Annotated in this window: 16 protein-coding genes; 6 read left to right on the forward strand and 10 right to left on the reverse strand. The window is 35.8% G+C overall.

All coding sequences use genetic code 11. The features are described 5' to 3' along the window. Window positions 1-142: 142 nt before the first annotated feature. The 3 genes from KI430_RS13515 to fumC form a co-directional block, all read right to left on the reverse strand. Window positions 143-472 carry a DMT family transporter gene (locus KI430_RS13515; RefSeq protein WP_248875477.1) on the reverse strand — a complete coding sequence of 110 codons (330 nt, stop codon included), beginning with the start codon at window positions 470-472 and terminating at the stop codon, window positions 143-145. A gap of 73 nt (window positions 473-545) precedes the next feature. Beyond that, window positions 546-1106, reverse strand: coding sequence for a Crp/Fnr family transcriptional regulator (locus KI430_RS13520; protein ID WP_248875478.1), 561 nt, complete (start codon window positions 1104-1106; stop codon window positions 546-548). 81 nt (window positions 1107-1187) lie between these two features. Then, window positions 1188-2582, reverse strand: a complete 1395-nt coding sequence (gene fumC, locus KI430_RS13525; protein ID WP_248875479.1) for a class II fumarate hydratase — start codon at window positions 2580-2582, stop codon at window positions 1188-1190. A gap of 273 nt (window positions 2583-2855) precedes the next feature. Between fumC and KI430_RS13530 the strand changes: the two genes are divergently transcribed. Together KI430_RS13530 and prfA are read left to right on the forward strand one after the other, a co-directional pair. Beyond that, entirely contained in the window at window positions 2856-3131 is a 276-nt protein-coding gene (locus KI430_RS13530) for a hypothetical protein (protein WP_074235847.1), read from the forward strand. Window positions 3132-3373: 242 nt separating this feature from the next. Next, on the forward strand, window positions 3374-4462 hold the full coding sequence (prfA, locus tag KI430_RS13535) for a peptide chain release factor 1 (protein ID WP_248875480.1): 1089 nt from the start codon (window positions 3374-3376) through the stop codon (window positions 4460-4462). Window positions 4463-4574: 112 nt separating this feature from the next. On the opposite strand, the gene KI430_RS13540 is transcribed toward prfA, so the two are convergent. Next, the gene (locus KI430_RS13540; protein ID WP_248875481.1) at window positions 4575-5000 is read right to left on the reverse strand and encodes a DUF6146 family protein; all 426 of its coding nucleotides are present in this window, start codon (window positions 4998-5000) and stop codon (window positions 4575-4577) included. Window positions 5001-5209: 209 nt separating this feature from the next. Next, complete coding sequence (locus tag KI430_RS13545) at window positions 5210-6415, reverse strand: endonuclease (protein ID WP_248875482.1); 1206 nt, start codon at window positions 6413-6415, stop codon at window positions 5210-5212. A gap of 221 nt (window positions 6416-6636) precedes the next feature. Here KI430_RS13545 and KI430_RS13550 point away from each other — a divergent pair, with 221 nt between their 5' ends. Next, window positions 6637-9516 carry a carboxypeptidase-like regulatory domain-containing protein gene (locus tag KI430_RS13550; RefSeq protein WP_248875483.1) on the forward strand — a complete coding sequence of 960 codons (2880 nt, stop codon included), beginning with the start codon at window positions 6637-6639 and terminating at the stop codon, window positions 9514-9516. Window positions 9517-9526: 10 nt separating this feature from the next. After that, entirely contained in the window at window positions 9527-10957 is a 1431-nt protein-coding gene (locus tag KI430_RS13555) for a DUF5689 domain-containing protein (protein WP_248875484.1), read from the forward strand. Between the two features lie 61 nt (window positions 10958-11018). On the opposite strand, the gene KI430_RS13560 is transcribed toward KI430_RS13555, so the two are convergent. Genes KI430_RS13560 through KI430_RS13575 form a run of 4 tightly spaced genes read right to left on the reverse strand, consistent with a single transcriptional unit; the run spans window position 11019 to window position 13373 of the window. Next, on the reverse strand, window positions 11019-11612 hold the full coding sequence (locus KI430_RS13560; RefSeq protein ID WP_248875485.1) for a DUF4126 domain-containing protein: 594 nt from the start codon (window positions 11610-11612) through the stop codon (window positions 11019-11021). 44 nt (window positions 11613-11656) lie between these two features. Further along, window positions 11657-12028, reverse strand: a complete 372-nt coding sequence (gene rnpA / locus KI430_RS13565) for a ribonuclease P protein component (RefSeq protein ID WP_248875486.1) — start codon at window positions 12026-12028, stop codon at window positions 11657-11659. 3 nt (window positions 12029-12031) lie between these two features. Then, window positions 12032-12757 (reverse strand): ThiF family adenylyltransferase, encoded by a 726-nt coding sequence (locus KI430_RS13570; protein WP_248875487.1) that lies wholly within the window; start codon window positions 12755-12757, stop codon window positions 12032-12034. Further along, window positions 12750-13373 carry a TatD family hydrolase gene (locus KI430_RS13575; protein ID WP_248875488.1) on the reverse strand — a complete coding sequence of 208 codons (624 nt, stop codon included), beginning with the start codon at window positions 13371-13373 and terminating at the stop codon, window positions 12750-12752. Before KI430_RS13575 ends, KI430_RS13570 begins: the two co-directional genes overlap by 8 nt. A gap of 252 nt (window positions 13374-13625) precedes the next feature. Here KI430_RS13575 and KI430_RS13580 point away from each other — a divergent pair, with 252 nt between their 5' ends. Further along, entirely contained in the window at window positions 13626-14255 is a 630-nt protein-coding gene (locus KI430_RS13580) for a TetR/AcrR family transcriptional regulator (RefSeq protein WP_248875489.1), read from the forward strand. Here KI430_RS13580 and KI430_RS13585 read toward each other — a convergent pair. Further along, window positions 14252-15394: a serine hydrolase domain-containing protein gene (locus tag KI430_RS13585; protein ID WP_248875490.1), complete on the reverse strand. Its 1143-nt coding sequence runs from the start codon at window positions 15392-15394 to the stop codon at window positions 14252-14254. The genes KI430_RS13580 and KI430_RS13585 overlap by 4 nt on opposite strands. Window positions 15395-15472: 78 nt before the next feature. Here KI430_RS13585 and KI430_RS13590 point away from each other — a divergent pair, with 78 nt between their 5' ends. Then, window positions 15473-16774 carry a M48 family metallopeptidase gene (locus tag KI430_RS13590; RefSeq protein WP_248875491.1) on the forward strand — a complete coding sequence of 434 codons (1302 nt, stop codon included), beginning with the start codon at window positions 15473-15475 and terminating at the stop codon, window positions 16772-16774. Window positions 16775-16787: the final 13 nt, after the last annotated feature.

Here is a 16787-nt window from a genome sequence, read left to right on the forward strand (position 1 = left end):
TTTAATTTCTCGCAGATTTGGCAGATAAAGCAGATTTAAAATTTCATCTGTTCAATTTGCGAAATAAAGAATTGATTAAAAAACCACAAAAGTCACAAAAGATATTATTTTTCTTTTGTGACTTTTGTGGTTCAATAATTTATTAATGTGAAGAAACTGCTTTCAGGCCAACGATGGAAGCAATCAAGGTAAAAATAAAAAACAATCGCCAGAATGTTGCAGGTTCTTTAAAGATAAAAATCCCGACCAGGACGGTACCAACAGCGCCGATTCCTGTCCAGACTGCATAAGCCGTTCCCAACGGAAGTGTTTGCGTTGCTTTGATGAGCAGAAGCATACTTGCAATCAATGATATTCCGAATCCGGCGTACCAAAGGTAAGATTCAGGGCCCGATGTTTCTTTGGCTTTTCCTAAACAAGATGTAAATCCAACTTCAAAAAGTCCTCCAAGAATTAAAAAAATCCAGTTCATTACTTATCAATTTTAATGATGCAAATTTCCAAATTGAATGCTACGGATTTTTTTACAAATGTTAAAAAATTAATCAAATTTCGCTTCGGATTCTACTCAGACTAACTTGTGTGATTCCCAAATAGGAAGCAATGTAACCCAATTGAACTCTTTGAATAATCTCGGGTTGTTTTGTCAAAAGTTCCTCATAACGCTGACTTGCCGTTCTGAATTGTCTGGAAATAAATAATTCTTCCGTTTTTACCAATTCTCTTTCGGCTAATTTTCTTCCCCAATTGGCAATATTGATATCGGTTTCAAATAGCTTTCGCAAAGCATCGATTTTTAATTGATACAAAACACAGTCTTCCAAAAGCTGAATATTTTCATAATTTTGATAATTATCAACATAGCTTTTCATTGGCAAAACCACGTCGCCTTCTTTACCAAACCAAAACGTAAGGTCTTGATTTTCTTGAGGAACAAAAGCTCTTACAATTCCTTTTTTAATAAAATAAACCGTCTTTTCTACTTTTCCGGCTTTGATGATAATGCTATCTTTCGGAAACTCAACTTCTGAAATCAAATTCTTTAAAACTGATTTAGAATTTTCGGGAAGTGTAAAAATTTGGTCAAGAATTGTATCAATATTCATAAGCGAAATTTAATAAAAATAAAAACTCCGAGAATTACCTCGGAGCTTGTCTATTTATCTTTTGTCTGAAAAGTCTATCATCTATTTAAGACTTCCTACCATATCTTCTGGCTTAACCCACTCATCAAATTGTTCAGCAGTTAACAATCCAAGATTAATCGCTTCTTCTTTTAGAGTTGTTCCGTTTTTGTGAGCTGTTTTAGCAATCTTCGCCGCGTTTTCGTAACCGATGTGCGTATTCAACGCTGTTACGAGCATCAGAGATTTGTCAACCAGTTCTTTGATTCTCGGCTCATTTGGCTCAATTCCAACAGCACAATGGTCATTGAAAGAAATCATCGCATCCGCTAACAATTGTGCAGACTGAAGGAAGTTCGCAGCCATAACTGGCTTGAAAACATTCAGCTCATAATTTCCTTGAGTTCCTGCGAAAGAAATCGTTGTATCATTTCCAAGAACCTGAGCGCAAACCATTGTCAAGGCTTCGTTCTGTGTAGGATTTACTTTTCCTGGCATAATAGAAGAGCCTGGTTCATTTTCAGGAATAAAGATTTCTCCAATTCCCGAACGTGGGCCCGATGCCAATAATCTGATATCCTGAGCAATCTTGTAAAGCGAAACCGCCAATTGCTTCAGCGCACCGTGTGTTTCAACGATTCCGTCATGCGCAGCCAAAGCTTCGAATTTATTCGGAGCTGTTACAAATGGCAAACCTGTAAAATCAGCAATATATTTTGCTACCAAAACGTCATAACCTTTTGGTGTATTTAATCCAGTTCCAACCGCAGTTCCACCAAGAGCCAATTCTTTCAAATGGTCAAGCGTATTGTTGATTGCTTTTTTAGCATAATCCAACTGCGCTACATAACCCGAAAATTCTTGTCCCAAAGTTAAAGGCGTTGCATCCATCAGGTGTGTTCTTCCGATTTTTACAATATTCTGATATTTTTTTGCTTTTTCGTCCAGCGTATTTCTCAGTTTATCCAGAGCTGGCAAAGTCGCTTTTACCACTTTAGTATAAGCTGCGATGTGCATTGCTGTTGGATAAGTATCGTTGGAAGACTGGGATTTGTTCACGTCATCATTCGGATGCACTTCGGTTTTTTCGCCCAATTGTCCGCCACTGTTCACGTGAGATTTGTTCGCAACTACCTCGTTCACGTTCATATTAGATTGCGTTCCCGAGCCGGTTTGCCAGATTACCAATGGAAATTGGTCATACAATTCTCCGGCAAGAATCTCATCACAAACTTTCCCGATAGCATCTCTTTTTTCATTAGAAAGAACGCCTAATTCCGCATTGGTATAGGCCGCCGCTTTTTTTAGGTAAGCAAATGCATCGATGATTTCGCGCGGCATACTTCCTTCCGGACCAATTTTGAAATTATTTCTGGAACGCTCCGTTTGCGCACCCCAAAATTTATCAGCAGGCACTTGCACTTCGCCCATCGTGTCTTTTTCGATTCTGAAACTCATTATATTTGATTTAAATTTATTAGAAGCTGTTTCCCGCTTTCCGCTCATACTCCTCACGCCAAAGCTTTTCCAAGGCTTGTTGCGGGGTAACCGCTGCAATCGGGGCTAGTTGATAAAGACTGTTTTATAAACTTTTTCAACCAACTTTTCATTGATTTTTATAACCTTACGAAAATACTAAAAACTAAAAGTTCAGCAAAATGAAAAAAATCAATCTAGAAATTTTGTGAAATAGAATAAAAACGTCTATTTTTGCTCAAAATATATAGCATTATGATGTTATCAGCTTTTTGGCCGTTTTACCAATTTCTTTGGACCGTTTATTTCTTCACAATGATGATTTGTGGATTCTGGTGTATTTTGATGTTCTTCGGATTTATCGTACCACTTTGGTTAACAGAGGGTGTTGCAGAATACTTCGGGAAAATCAACAAGAACTTTGACCCAGAAAAAATCAGATACAAAAAATTGTATGAGCAAGAAGGAGTAGAAGTTATCTACCAAAGACCTGCAGGAGAAAAACCAGTTTCTCACGGTCATCACCATTAATTTGGCAATTTTCTTTTCGTGAGAGATTGCACTCAAAGCGAAACAATATATAATAAATCCATTCTTTCGAGAGTGGATTTTTAGTTTTAAACCACAAAGGCACAAAGGGTTTCACAAAGAATACAATTAAATTAATAATAATAGAGTCCTTTTGGTAAATATAATTTGGAAACTTCTGACATCTATCTTCCTGCTTCCAACTTAAAACTTAAATCATTATCTTTGCAAACTAAAATTTACCTATGTCTAAGTCATTAATTCCGAAACTGGAAGCGATAAAACAACGATATAACGAGGTCGCAGATCTTATCATCCAACCGGATGTGATTTCTGACCAAAAAAAATACTCTACACTCAACAAAGAATACAGCGATTTGGGAAAAATCGTGAAAGTTTTTGATGAATATAAAAACGCGCTAGATACAATCACTGAATCTGACGAAATCATTGCAGATGGTTCTGATAAAGAATTCGTGGAAATGGCGAAGGAGGAAAAATATCAAGCTATGGACAAACTTCCTGCTTTTGAGGAAGAATTGAAATACCTTCTAATTCCAAAAGACCCTGCTGATGATAAGAATATCATTCTGGAAATGCGTTCCGGAACTGGTGGTGATGAAGCGGCTATTTTTGTGGAGGATATGTACAGAATGTATACGATGTATTTCAAAACAAAAGGCTGGAAGCACGAGGTTACCGATTCTAGTGAAGCTTCAAAAGGCTACAAAGAATTGATTATGAAAGTCCAAGGCGAAAGCGTGTACGGAATTATGAAATTTGAATCTGGTGTTCACCGTGTGCAGCGTGTTCCCGAGACAGAATCTCAGGGTCGTGTCCATACTTCTGCAATTACGATTGCGGTTTTGCCAGAAGCTGAAGAAGTGGATGTTGAAATCAATCCTGCTGATATAGAGATGCAGACTTCCCGTTCCGGAGGTGCTGGTGGACAAAACGTGAACAAAGTTGAAACGAAAGTTCAGTTAACACACAAGCCGTCAGGATTGGTTGTGGTTTGTCAGCAAGCACGTTCTCAGCTGGCTAACAGGGAATTAGCTATGGAAATGTTGAGAGCGAAATTGTATGATATCAAACTTCAGGAAGTTGTAGGTGATATTGCCGCACAAAGAAAAACAATGGTTTCTACAGGTGACCGTTCTGCAAAAATCAAAACTTATAATTATCCACAAGGAAGAGTTACTGACCATAGAATCAATAAATCTATGTATAATCTGGATGCTTATATGAACGGCGATATCCAGGAAATGATGGATGCTGTGATAATGGCAGAAAATGCTGAAAAGTTGAAAGGTGAAGAAGAGGGAATTGCCTGATAGAAGTTAGAGGTGAAAAGTTAGATGTTAGAAATCTTTCTAATTGATGTATATTTTAATATTCTAATGTTCAAATTATAATATAGAGCTCAATGGAATTTTCATTGGGCTTTTATTTTGTTTTATCGATTCCTCTTAGTCCGTTAAACTTGACTCCGTATTTCCAATTGCAATAAGCGAAGAATTGGTACAATCTGTATTCGAAATCGAAACCATAATTTTCTTTTTGGTCGTAATCTATAGCGACTTCATAAAAGTTAGGGTTGACTGCTGAATAGAATCGATTGTTCCATTCGGTAACAAGAATTTGATTTCGAGATTTCAAGCTACTTTCTGTGAACATTGATTTTGGTTGAGCTCTTGTCGCTACAAAATTCTCATATTCCGCATCAAAAACGGTGACTTCCCATTCGTCTGCAGAATCGGTCTTTTTATGGGCTGATAAAGAATGATTTTGATTTTCAGGTAATGGTTTTAAAGTTGTGGAGCAAGACCAAACAAATCCTGAAATAATTAATAGGGCGATAAGGTTTTTCATTTTAAATGATTTCTTTAAAGTTATGACTAATTTTATTACCAGTGAATTGCTCGCAGCGCGAGCAGAGTGGAGCTCATTTTTATTTGGACAAAGCTTTGGTAAAAAATAGCGGGAACGGAGCGCGGATAAAGCTTCCCAAATAATTTGATTCTTAAAATAAAAAACCGTTCCAAATATTTGAAACGGTTTGTATAGCAATTAAGATTTAATTAAGGATTTGGATCTTTCTGTAAGATAACGAATGCCGGGAAGTGGTCGGAATAACCTCCTGTAAATTTGTCTCCTGACCAGGATCTGAACGGATAACCTTTGTAACTTCCTTCTTTGGTAATCAAATAATCGGGAGCAAAAATCTCTGCTTTGAAAATGGTGTAATCTTTTTTCAACTCGTTGTTAGGTGAATGAAGATTAGAAGAAACGATGATCTGATCAAACAAGTTAGGTGCGTCTTGATAAGCTAAAGACGCAACCCCTTTCTTATATAAAGGATACATCAAATTGAGATAAGGTGATGTCTCAGATAGATCTTTAGGGTTTCCTACTGCCTTGAAACCATTTTTCAAACTTGAACTTACAGGATCGTCATTGAAATCTCCCATAGCAAATAGTTTTGTTGATGGATCTAAAGCTCTTATGCTGTCCATCTGTTGCCTTAGAACCATTGCAGCTGCATTACGTTTAGGAAGAGACGCTGCTTCTCCACCTCTTCTTGATGGCCAGTGATTTAGGAAAAATGCAACTTTCTCATTGTCTAAGAAACCTGTTAATACCAAAATGTCTCTGGTGTATTCTCTTTTTCCTCCATCACCAAAGATTTTAACTTCTTTTTTCCAAGATTTAGATGGTGTGAATCTTCTTTTCTGATATATGAAAGCAATGTCAATACCTCTATAATCATAAGAGTTATAATGTACAACACCGTAATCATACTTTGCAATAGCTGGTTCTTTTACAAGATCTTCCACCACCTGACGGTTTTCTACTTCCAAAAGACCTACAACAACTGGAGCGGTTCCTGTATAGGATTTCCCCATTTCAGAAATTACTTTTGCTTCGTTTGCTAATTTTTGCTTGTATACACTATAGGTATAGTTTTTACCACTTTTAGGGGTGAACTCCTCGGAACCGCCTTGGATTCTTACCACTTTTTTACCTACAAGAGATTCATCATTCCAAGGACCTTTATAGTCTTTTTCTGTAACTTCCAGATATTTTATAGAATCCAAAGGCACGCTTCTGTGAAATGCAGGATTGCTTCTGTCTTTTGTTCCGTCTATATAATCTGCAGAACGGACAGTATCCCAAAGGTTTTCAACGTTTAAGAATCCAACCGTTGCTGCACGAACTTGTCTTTTCTGCTGTGCAAATAATAAGGAAATACTAAATATAGCTATTACGCTAAATAAATTTTTCATAATAAAAAATGTAAGGCTACAAAAGTAATTTTTTTTGGATTGTTGCAAAATAAAAATTTAAAGTTTTTAAAAATTCATAATTATGTTTTAATTAATTGATAATTTGTTAAAATAAAAAAAATGTTAAAAAGTTTTAATTATCAAAAATTTATATACATTTGCCTTCCGTGCATAACGGACTGTATATTAGAAAAAAAGAGCAAACAAAACCTAATTGATTTATGATTAAAAAATTATCATTAATCTCCTTGTTTACAATGCTTCCGGCATCATTTTACTTTGCACAGACTACGGTTTTTGCATACCTAAAAGATGCTGATGGGAAACCAGTAGAAAAAGCAAGAGTAGATCTAAAAGGAGAAGGTAATGATGTTACGGCAGACAAAATTGGTTATTTCCAATTTGTAGATTTGAAGACCGGACATTATCAAATTGTGGTATCAAAGCCAAATTTCGAGACAAAAACTTTGGAATTTGACATTACTACAGAAAAGAGGAAAGACTTAGGGGTAATTACCCTTTACTCCACGTTGACAGGAGCAGATCAGGGGCTTGCAATCCTTGATACTGGAGACGATGAAAATAGCGGACAGTCTTCTACTGTTGGATTATTGCAATCTTCTCAAGATGTTTTTAATAGAATCGCGAGTTTCGACTTGGGAGCTTATTGGTTCAGACCAAGGGGGGTTGATGGAAGAACTTCCGAAAATATGTTGAATGGTGTGTCAATGGTAAAATCTGATAATGGTAATGTTGATTTCTCAAATTGGGGAGGTCTTAATGAGATTGTTAGATATCCGGAAATCGCTGCTAATCATTCTCCTTCTGAATATGCATTTGGTGGAGCAACTGGTGTTATCTACAAAAATACCAGAGCCAGCGAGTATCGAAAAGGCTTTCAAGCTGTTTATTCTATTACAAACAGAAATTATAGACAAAGAGTTTCTTTGAGATATTCTTCTGGAATGTCAAAAAGTGGATGGGCCTTCACGTTAATGGGAGCTAAAAGATGGGCTGAAGAAGGGATCCAAGAAGGAACTTTCTATGATGCTTATGGTACTTATCTAGGTGTTGAGAAAAAATTTAGCGATAGTCACACAATGACTTTCAATGCATTTGCTTCTCCATATAGAAGATCTACAGCGAGCCCAAGTACTCAGGAAGTTTATGATTACAGAGGCGTACATTATAACTCCTATTGGGGTTGGCAAGATGGAGAGAAGAGAAGTGAAAGAGTAAGAAAAGGTTTCCAGCCAGTTTTCCAATTACAGGATTTCTGGAAAATCAATAAGAAATCAAACTTATGGACATCATTGTCTTATCAGTTTGGAAAAGATAAAGGATCTAGATTAGATTGGCAAAGTGTACCAAACCCCTCTCCTACATATTATAGAAATCTACCAAGTTATTTTGGATCATTGAACGAAGATGCTTTTGTTTGGGATCCTAGTTCGGGAAATTATTTAGCAGCAGGTGATGCATATCAGGCATCTCGTACTGCTTGGCAAAATGGCGATCCGAATGTAACTCAGATCAATTGGAACAGATTGTATGCTGCCAACATGGCGCAATCTCCTGTAACACAATATGGTGTAACTGGTAAAAGAGCGTTGTATTATTTGGTAAACGATGTAAGTGATGATAAAATCTGGAATGCTGCAACGCATTATACTTACAATTTTACGGATAAAACAAAATTTATGTTGAACGTTTCTTATCAGAACTACAGATCAGAGCTTTATAGAGAAGTTAATGATTTGTTAGGAGCTGATTTTGTATTCAATAAAGATCCGTTTGCGGCAACTAATAATCCTGGAACTTCTGCTTTATATAATGAAGGAGAAACAGATGTTGCTAAAAAAGTTGGAGATAGATTGCTTTATAACTATATCTTCAGAAGACAGGAGGTAAAGGTAAATCCAGGACTAAAATTTTCGGAAGGTAAATTTGATGTTTTTGTTTCAGCACTTGCTGGCTATTCAACGTCTAGCAGAGAAGGATTATTCAAACACTATCTTTATGCTGACTCTTTTGGTAAAAGTAAAGATTATGACTTCTGGAACTTTGGTTTGAAGGGGCAAGTTATATATAAAATAGATGGAAGAAACTTCTTGGTGTATAACGGATCATTCTTTTCCCAGGCACCATATCTTGAAGATTTATTCATCAACCCAAGACTTAACTCTTCTGTTGCACCGAACATTAAAAATACAGTTATCAACGCTAATGATTTAAGTTATGTAATTAATTCTCCATTGTTTAAAATAAGAGCATCAGTGTTTTTGATTGATACTCAGAATGAAACAAGTGTGCAGAGATTCTTTGCAGATGGTATCCAAATTGATAATTCTGCGAGTGGTGGAGCTACAGATACTAATACAGGAGGACAGTACATTCAGAGTGCTTTTGTAACTCAGGTAATGTCTAATGTAGAAAAAAGAAATATGGGTGCAGAACTAGGAGTTGACTTCAAGGTATTACCTACATTATCACTTCAAGGTGTAGCTAGTTATGGTGAATATACTTACCGCAACAACCCAGATGTTTATTTTGCTTCTGATGCGATTGGTGTTTTTGGAAATGGACAATCTTTTGTGCAGTTTGGTAAATCTGATCTTAAAAACTACAAACAAGGTGGAACGCCGCAAATGGCATTTTCTGCTGGTTTCAGATATAATTCTCCAAAATACTGGTGGTTCGGTGCTAACTGGAATTATTTAGATAACAATTATTTAGATCCTTCTGCACTACTGAGGTCTCAAAGTTTTGTACAAAATAGTAATTCAGGAACACCATATGAAAATGCTACCCCAGAAGAACTTAGAAGATTACTAGCACCAAACAAATTACCTGCTGCTTATTTTATCAATGCAAACGTAGGTAAATCTTGGATGTTTGGTAAATATTATTTGTTAATCTCTGCATCTGTTAATAATATCTTTGATAATACTAAGTATATTACTGGAGGATTTGAGCAAACAAGAAATGTTAAATTTGATGGTTTCCAGGAAGATTTCAACAGAAGCCAGCAATTATTCGCCCCTAAATATTGGTATACACAAGGGCGTTCTTATTTCGTTAATTTACAAGTTAGATTTTAAAATTATAATAATGAAAACATATACAACAATCAAAACATTGGTCTTTTCTGCAATGGTTGCAATGACCTTTACTTCGTGTGTGAAAGATGATGACTGGAATGCACCAGAAATTCTTTGTAATAACAGATTTGATGCACCAACAATAACAATGGCAGATTTTGTTAAATTGGCACCAGCTCCTGCTAACTCTACAACTTATTCAGCGACTACTTATAAGGTTCCTGCTGATGGCGCTCCAGTAATATTTGACGGATACATAGTTTCTTCTGATGAAAATGGTAATTTTTATAAGACTATTTCTTTTCAGGACAAACCAGAAAATCCAACTGTAGGATTACAGATGGAGGTGGATAAAGCATCTAATTATGCTGATTTTCCTGTCGGAGCACATGTTCGTATCAAAGCTAATGGATTAGTTTTAGGATTGGATAGAGGTACAATAAAAATTGGATCTGTAGATCCAACTTATGCAATTGGAAGAATTCCGAGTATTCTTTTAACAAGATATTTAGCAGGTGTTTGTGATGGAAATAGAATGGATATTGCAACTTTAGTTCCTACAAAACTTCCTAATCTTGACGCTGCGAAAAATGAGAAATATATTAATACATTAGTTCAGGTTTCAGATGTACAGTTTTCTGAGGATCTCATTACGCCTGTTCATAAAACTTTCTTAGAATATGTTGCGGGTGTTGGACAAGATACTGATAGAGCTATTTATGGAAAGAACGGAAATAATACGATTATTCGAAATTCGGGTTACTCTACATTTGGAGCTAATTTACTACCAGAAAAAAGTGGAGATTTAACATTCGTTGTTAGTAGATATAATGGTGCATTTCAGATGTTAATTAGAAGTCTATCTGATATCAATTTTACTAATAATAGATTTTTACCAGGTGCACCAGATAATCCTTCAGCTTCTGCCGTAAACCTTTTTGCAGGGGCAGATTTTGAAAATTGGGCTACTTTCCTATCAAGTGTTAATAACTTCGGACTTAAAACTTATGCAACTCAAGGTGTAGGTTTAGGCTATAATGGTACAAATTCCTTACAAATTAAAGGAACTCCGACAGCTAATGACTATGTATTTACTTCTGTTGCAACGACAGGCTTACCGACTAAACCGAAAAGGATTACAATGTACATCAAGGGAACTGCTACAGGTAAATCTCTTTCATTCAATGTGTACAAGACATCAGGAAGTCCAGCATACTATACATACAATCTAGGAACATTCGCAACTGGAGCTATCCTATCTCCTTCAGATGCTAATGCATACACGGGATCTATCAATACTAATGGACAATGGCGATTAATCGAAATTAATGTTTCTACTCTAACAGATATGAATTTAGCTGCAGGGAAAGATATTTTTGCTATTAAGACAGGAACCAATGGTGTTTATGATCTTCAAATAGATAATATAACAATCGAGTAATTTCGATTCGTTTGAATATAAACAAAAAAAAGACTGCAAGCAATTGCGGTCTTTTTTTTATTCAAAATATTCCAGAATTCTGTGTCTTCATCTTCCTCCAAAGCTTACGTCCAAAAAATAAGACAGCAATAATTAATACAATTGCAAGGATAAAAGCAATAACAGGAAGAAAGATAGAAAGAACCGACATCAATCCAGCTCCGGCAGTTTCTGTGGTTGCAACAATATTATTTCCTATTCCTGCAGTTGTGGCGGTAGAAGCGGCTCGTGTTCCGGCAAATCCAGAAGCAATCGTTGCAGCTGTTCCGCCTCCGGCAATCAAAGCTAAAGCCCACTGAGGAAATGTTTCCAACTCCATAAACTGGCTGGCAAAAAGAACTGATCCCGCAATAGTTGCTAAAGGAATAGAAAGCGTATCCAGAAAATTATCAACAACAGGAATATAATAAGCCAGAATCTCAATAACTGTTGCAACGCCAGTTGTGATAAGGGTTGGTAATCCAGAAAGCCATTCGAAATTGTCACTCATAGGAATCCATCCAAGATAAGATGAAAGACTAACCGCAAAGAGAGGTAGAAAGACTCTAAAACCAGAAGCCGCAGCTAATCCAATTCCGATGAAAGCACTCAGAAGGTAAGGTAGAATATGTTCCATTTGTAATTTCTTTGAGAATAAAATTACAAATTAAATAGAGATGTTTATCCAGTTCTTTTCTTGCAAAGATCCAGAAACTGTTTTTCAACAACAGAAAAACTTCCGGGTAATTCCTTAGAAGCCCAAAAAAGCATCGCAATAGATCGGTCTCCAAAAGCATTGATGTAAACAGATTTGTTGAGGCGGTAAGATTCTCTTAACAAGCGTTTTATGCGGTTTCTGTCCACGGCTCTTTTGAAAAATTTCTTTGAAACAGAAACACCTATTTTATGATTGTCTATCGAAAGTTTATCAGAAGATTTCAGATGGATAATCCTGACATTATCTACAGAAAGCCACTTCCCTTTAGCAAAAAGCAAATCTATCTCATACTTTTTCTTCAGTTTTTCGTGAGAAGGGTAACTGTTTGTGTCCAAAATTTATTGTCTTCCGGTTAAATGATTGATAACTTCAGCAGCGGCGTATAATCCGAAAAGTGCAGGAATGAAACTGATTGTTCCGTAGAAAGATCTCTTGAAATTACTTCCGTCAGTCATCTTCAGGCTGCTTTCATCCTGAACTTCTGTTGAAAAAACGCATCGGAAACCTTTGTTGATTTTCTCTTTTTTCAAACGTTTTCTTACCTGTCGCGCCAATAGACAATCTCTTGTTTTATGCAGGTCACGAACCATTACTTTGCTTGGATCGGTCTTTCCGCCTGCTCCCATAGATGAAACTAATTTGACTTTGTTTCTGCGACAAGTTATCATTAATGCCAATTTCGGGGTCAAAGAATCAATGCAGTCCAAAACGTAATCGAATTTTTCTGATTTGATTAATTCTTCCATTCTTTCCGGCTCCAAAAACTCATTAATTTTTGTAAGCTCAAGATTTGGGTTGATGTCCATTAATCGGTCTCCAACCAACTCTACTTTATGTTGACCAACAGTTGAATGAAGTGCTGGAAGTTGTCTGTTAATATTGGTTATGTCAACAACATCGCCATCAGCAATAATCATTTTTCCGATTCCTGCTCTCGCCAAAAATTCTGCTGCAAAGGAACCTACACCGCCTAAACCAACCACTAAAACTTTAGCGTTTTGCAGTTTTTCAATGCCTTTATCTTTTATCAGTAATTCGGTGCGTTCTAACCAAAATTTATCCATAATTAACAACATTTTCAAGATTTTCCCACATTTGGGTTTTCAGGTTTTCCAAAGGAATGGATTTGATTTCTGATACTTTTTCATACAATTCTGCAATGTCAAAATCTGCATCATCGGTCTCCAAAAACATCTTTTGAATGGGAAAATCTTTAATCAATTTTTGCAAAGATAAGTTATCTAATCCTGCTTTTCCAAAACTGAGATAAAACCCTGCCTCCAAAAGTTCTTTTCCAATATTTTCTTTCTTATTGAAACCGTGAATTACCAACGGAACTTTAGCTTTTTTATAATGTAAAATCTGCGAAAATCTACGGACACAATGGATGATAATTGGTTTTTTGATCTCTTCTGCCCAAGAGATATGATTTTGAAAAATTTCGTTTTGAAGATTTTCATCGATGTTAATTAATCCGTCCAACCCACATTCGCCGATGGCAAGACAGTTTTTTGATAAGGAAATATTTTTTATTTTTTCGAAATCGGATGTCCAGTTTTCTGAAATATCTTTTGGATGCAAACCAACCGAGAAATTACCTAGTGGAATGGCTTCGTTAAGATTTAGATTATAAATCCCGGTTTTATTTTGTTTGTGGTGGTGAAAATCCAAAAAATCCATAATCAAAGATATGAAATTAAAGATTTTTTTGAACGATGAATTGCACGCAGCCCGGCCTGAATGGAGCTCGTTTTGCAAATTTGGACTGGGAAAAGTGCTGGCAATTTGCAAAACAGCGGGAATGGAGGACGGATAAAGCTGCCCAAATTATTATGCGAATCATAAAAAGTTAAAATTTGTTAAATTCTGTAATCGATAACTATTGTTTTTGATGAAAATTAGTTTAATTTTACATTAAATCTTTCATAAAGAATGAGGAAAAAATTTACTGATAAACAAACAAAAATTCTGGATGTTGCTGAGGAACTGATTGCTAAAAAAGGTTTTGACGGGACGTCTGTACGGGATATTTGTACCAAAGCGGGAATCAATGTTGCAATGATTTCTTACTATTTTGGTTCCAAAGAAAAGATGATGTCTTATCTTTATCAGTACCGTGTGCAAAGGACAAAGGAGAGTTTTTCTGAGTTTGCGCAAACTATAAAAGAAGGAAAACCGGAGATGCAGATGAAGGAAATCGTGAATTATGTGATTTCTTTGTTGTTCAAGTACAGCTATTTTCACGGTTTTGTGACTCAGGAGATGCGTTCTCTGGACAATGTGAAGGATGATCTTCTGGAGTTTTACCAGACTTGTGTGGGCAGATTGGATGAGATTATCAAAAGAGGAATAGTTTCCGGTGTTTTTCACAATGCACCAAAATCTGAGGATATCCTGACGATGATTATTGGTTCAACTTTGTTTGTAATCAGAAATAAAAACTTTTACGAAATCTATGTTCCTGCAAACAACGATGCGCAATATATGAAAGAAGCTGAACAAAAACTGAAAAACAGTACATTGTTAAGCGTTTTTGCTTTGTTGGATTACGATGCAGATTAGTTTTTAGTTGCAAATTTTAAAGCTTCGTTGACGTAAAATTCTACTTCTTTTGGTCTGTTTTTAGAATCTTTTTCTGGAGCTTGTTCGTTGCCTAATCTTACGATAATCATATCATATTCCGGAATCATAATGACATATTGACCGAGGATTCCGTGCATATAGTAATGATGAATTTGAGAATCATTATTAATCCAGATTCCCATTCCGTAAACACCATTGGAATTTTCTGCAGGTGTTGTCATTTTATCAACAAAATTTTCATTGATCCAAGGGATGTCTTCGAATTTTCCCTTGTTTAAAAGTAAAGATCCAATTTTAGCAAAATCTCTGGCGGTAGAATGGACGCAGCAAAACGATTTTTCTATACCAAGACCATCAACCGACCATTCTGCATTGTGTTCCATCCCGAGAGGTTTCCAAAGTTTGGCTGAAGCATACATTGATAATGGCATCTGAACGGCTCTGCCTACTGCAAAACCTAATAATTGTGGTGCAGCAGATTGATATTCAAACTTTTCACCCGGGTTATGTTTAAACTTACTTTTGAAAACAATATCCGAAATGGAAAAGCCATAATAAGTTGCTGCATTTTTGGAAAAAGGATTCTTATAATCATTCTCCCAATCGAGTCCGGCCTGCATTGAGGCGAGATTTTCTAAAGTTAAATTTTTTCCAAACTTATCATTTGAAAATTCTTTATAAAAATCTGAAAAAGGCTGATTAATTCTTTCTATCCTACCATCATCTATAGCTTTTCCCATTAATAAAACAGTAATTGCATTGGCCATAGAAAAAGAATTGCTGAGTGTATTTTTGTTATAGCCATCCCAATAATGTTCTTGCAAAAGTTTGCCGTGTTGGATTGCCAAAAATGAAACAGATTTTGTGTCCATTAAATGTCTTTCCAAAGCTGGAGACAAAGGTTGTTTATTATAACTGATATCAATAGGCCAAGGTTTTGGATTTCCTCTGGAAATGGTTTTTGAAGGGAAATCTTTTCCATCATCAATGGTTGGCCCGTTTTTACCTCGCAGATATGTTAATTGTATCCCCCGGAACAGATAATTGTATCCTGTGATGTAGATGAGGACAATAACAGAAGCAATGATTACCAGAACAACATTGATAATTTTTTTCATAGGAAGCTTTTGCTACAAAAATATAGAATATGTAATCATCGTCATCTGAAAACATTATTTTTGTTAAAAATATTATTGATGAATAGATTTTTATTGGTTTTGATTTTGAGTGTATTTTCGTTTTCTAATGCTCAAAACAACTACAAACCGATTGATACGGCAGATTATCTACTGCGGAAAAATTTTTTGACAACTTATATCAAAGATTCTGAAACTTATAATAAGAAGCAAAGGGAAAAATACGAAGGAAAAACAGGAAGAGAGATTTCTGCAGCTTTATCAAGATTTCAAAAGGATTTTCAGGATGAAGTGAAGAATAAGAATTTTGTGTTCAATACGGCGTTCAATCAATATGTAAATCAGCTGGTTGAACAGATTCTTAAAAGCAATTCTCTGGATTTTCCAAACCTGAAAGTTCTGGTAGAAAAAGATAACAGCCCAAACGCCTATTGTATGGGAGACGGAACTTTGGTTGTGAATATGGGTCTTTTCAATTGGGTGGATAATGAGGGGCAATTGGCATCTGTGATTTGTCACGAGTTGGGGCATCTTTTTTTGGACCATTCCATCAAGATTCAGTTAGAGAATATTCAGTTGGGAAAAGATGGAAAAGCTGAAGCTAAAACTTTGACATTAGTTCAAAATAACAAAGGTGAGAAAGCGCATCAGTTTTACAAAAGACAATTGTACAAATTCAGTGCACAGAAAAGAAAGCAGGAAAATGAGGCAGATTCTCTTGGTTATATCTATTATCAGAAATCGAATTTTTCCAGACCAGATTTCAGAAAGGCATTGTTGAATTTGAAAAAATATGATACGATTTCTCCAAAAATGGTCAAGGTTGAAACCTATAAACAGTTTTTTGACCTTCCGAATCATCCTTTCAAGGAACAATGGATGAAAAAGGAAGATTTTTCCGGCTACGATTATTCTCATTACAAAGAGAAGATAGATAAAGATTCTGTGGCTTCGCATCCTGAGATAGAAGCGAGGATACAATATCTTGACAAACATTTTCCTTTGCAGGATTTGGTTTCAAAAGAAGAACCTAAACCGGATTTTCTTGACCTGCAGAAAATAGCGAAAATGGAAGTCCTTCCTAATTTTTATCAATCAGAAGATTATGGCGTCGGGATTTATTCTGCTTTGCAATTTCTTCAAAAAGAAGATTCGGATAAAGATTACTACAAATATTGGTTGGGAAAGAATTTTGAAAAAATATATGAAGCTCGGAAGAATTATAAACTCAATCGTTATCTGGACAGAGTTGATCCAAAAAATCAGAGCGAAAGTTACCAGCAGTTTCTCAATTTTATGTGGAACCTAAGTCTGGATGATATCAAATACATTACCGAATTTTATAATAAAAAAAGTCTCTGAAAACTCAGAGACT

This window comes from Epilithonimonas zeae, assembly GCF_023278365.1.
In the GTDB taxonomy this organism is placed as follows: Bacteria; Bacteroidota; Bacteroidia; order Flavobacteriales; family Weeksellaceae; genus Epilithonimonas; species Epilithonimonas zeae_A.

Coding starts and splice junctions, on each gene's coding strand:
- KI430_RS13515 (WP_248875477.1), bottom strand. CDS start 472: ATGAACTGGATTTTTTTAATTCTTGGAGGACTTTTTGAAGTTGGATTT.
- KI430_RS13520 (WP_248875478.1), bottom strand. CDS start 1,106: ATGAATATTGATACAATTCTTGACCAAATTTTTACACTTCCCGAAAAT.
- fumC (WP_248875479.1), bottom strand. CDS start 2,582: ATGAGTTTCAGAATCGAAAAAGACACGATGGGCGAAGTGCAAGTGCCT.
- KI430_RS13530 (WP_074235847.1), top strand. CDS start 2,856: ATGATGTTATCAGCTTTTTGGCCGTTTTACCAATTTCTTTGGACCGTT.
- prfA (WP_248875480.1), top strand. CDS start 3,374: ATGTCTAAGTCATTAATTCCGAAACTGGAAGCGATAAAACAACGATAT.
- KI430_RS13540 (WP_248875481.1), bottom strand. CDS start 5,000: ATGAAAAACCTTATCGCCCTATTAATTATTTCAGGATTTGTTTGGTCT.
- KI430_RS13545 (WP_248875482.1), bottom strand. CDS start 6,415: ATGAAAAATTTATTTAGCGTAATAGCTATATTTAGTATTTCCTTATTA.
- KI430_RS13550 (WP_248875483.1), top strand. CDS start 6,637: ATGATTAAAAAATTATCATTAATCTCCTTGTTTACAATGCTTCCGGCA.
- KI430_RS13555 (WP_248875484.1), top strand. CDS start 9,527: ATGAAAACATATACAACAATCAAAACATTGGTCTTTTCTGCAATGGTT.
- KI430_RS13560 (WP_248875485.1), bottom strand. CDS start 11,612: ATGGAACATATTCTACCTTACCTTCTGAGTGCTTTCATCGGAATTGGA.
- KI430_RS13570 (WP_248875487.1), bottom strand. CDS start 12,757: ATGGATAAATTTTGGTTAGAACGCACCGAATTACTGATAAAAGATAAA.
- KI430_RS13575 (WP_248875488.1), bottom strand. CDS start 13,373: ATGGATTTTTTGGATTTTCACCACCACAAACAAAATAAAACCGGGATT.
- KI430_RS13580 (WP_248875489.1), top strand. CDS start 13,626: ATGAGGAAAAAATTTACTGATAAACAAACAAAAATTCTGGATGTTGCT.
- KI430_RS13585 (WP_248875490.1), bottom strand. CDS start 15,394: ATGAAAAAAATTATCAATGTTGTTCTGGTAATCATTGCTTCTGTTATT.
- KI430_RS13590 (WP_248875491.1), top strand. CDS start 15,473: ATGAATAGATTTTTATTGGTTTTGATTTTGAGTGTATTTTCGTTTTCT.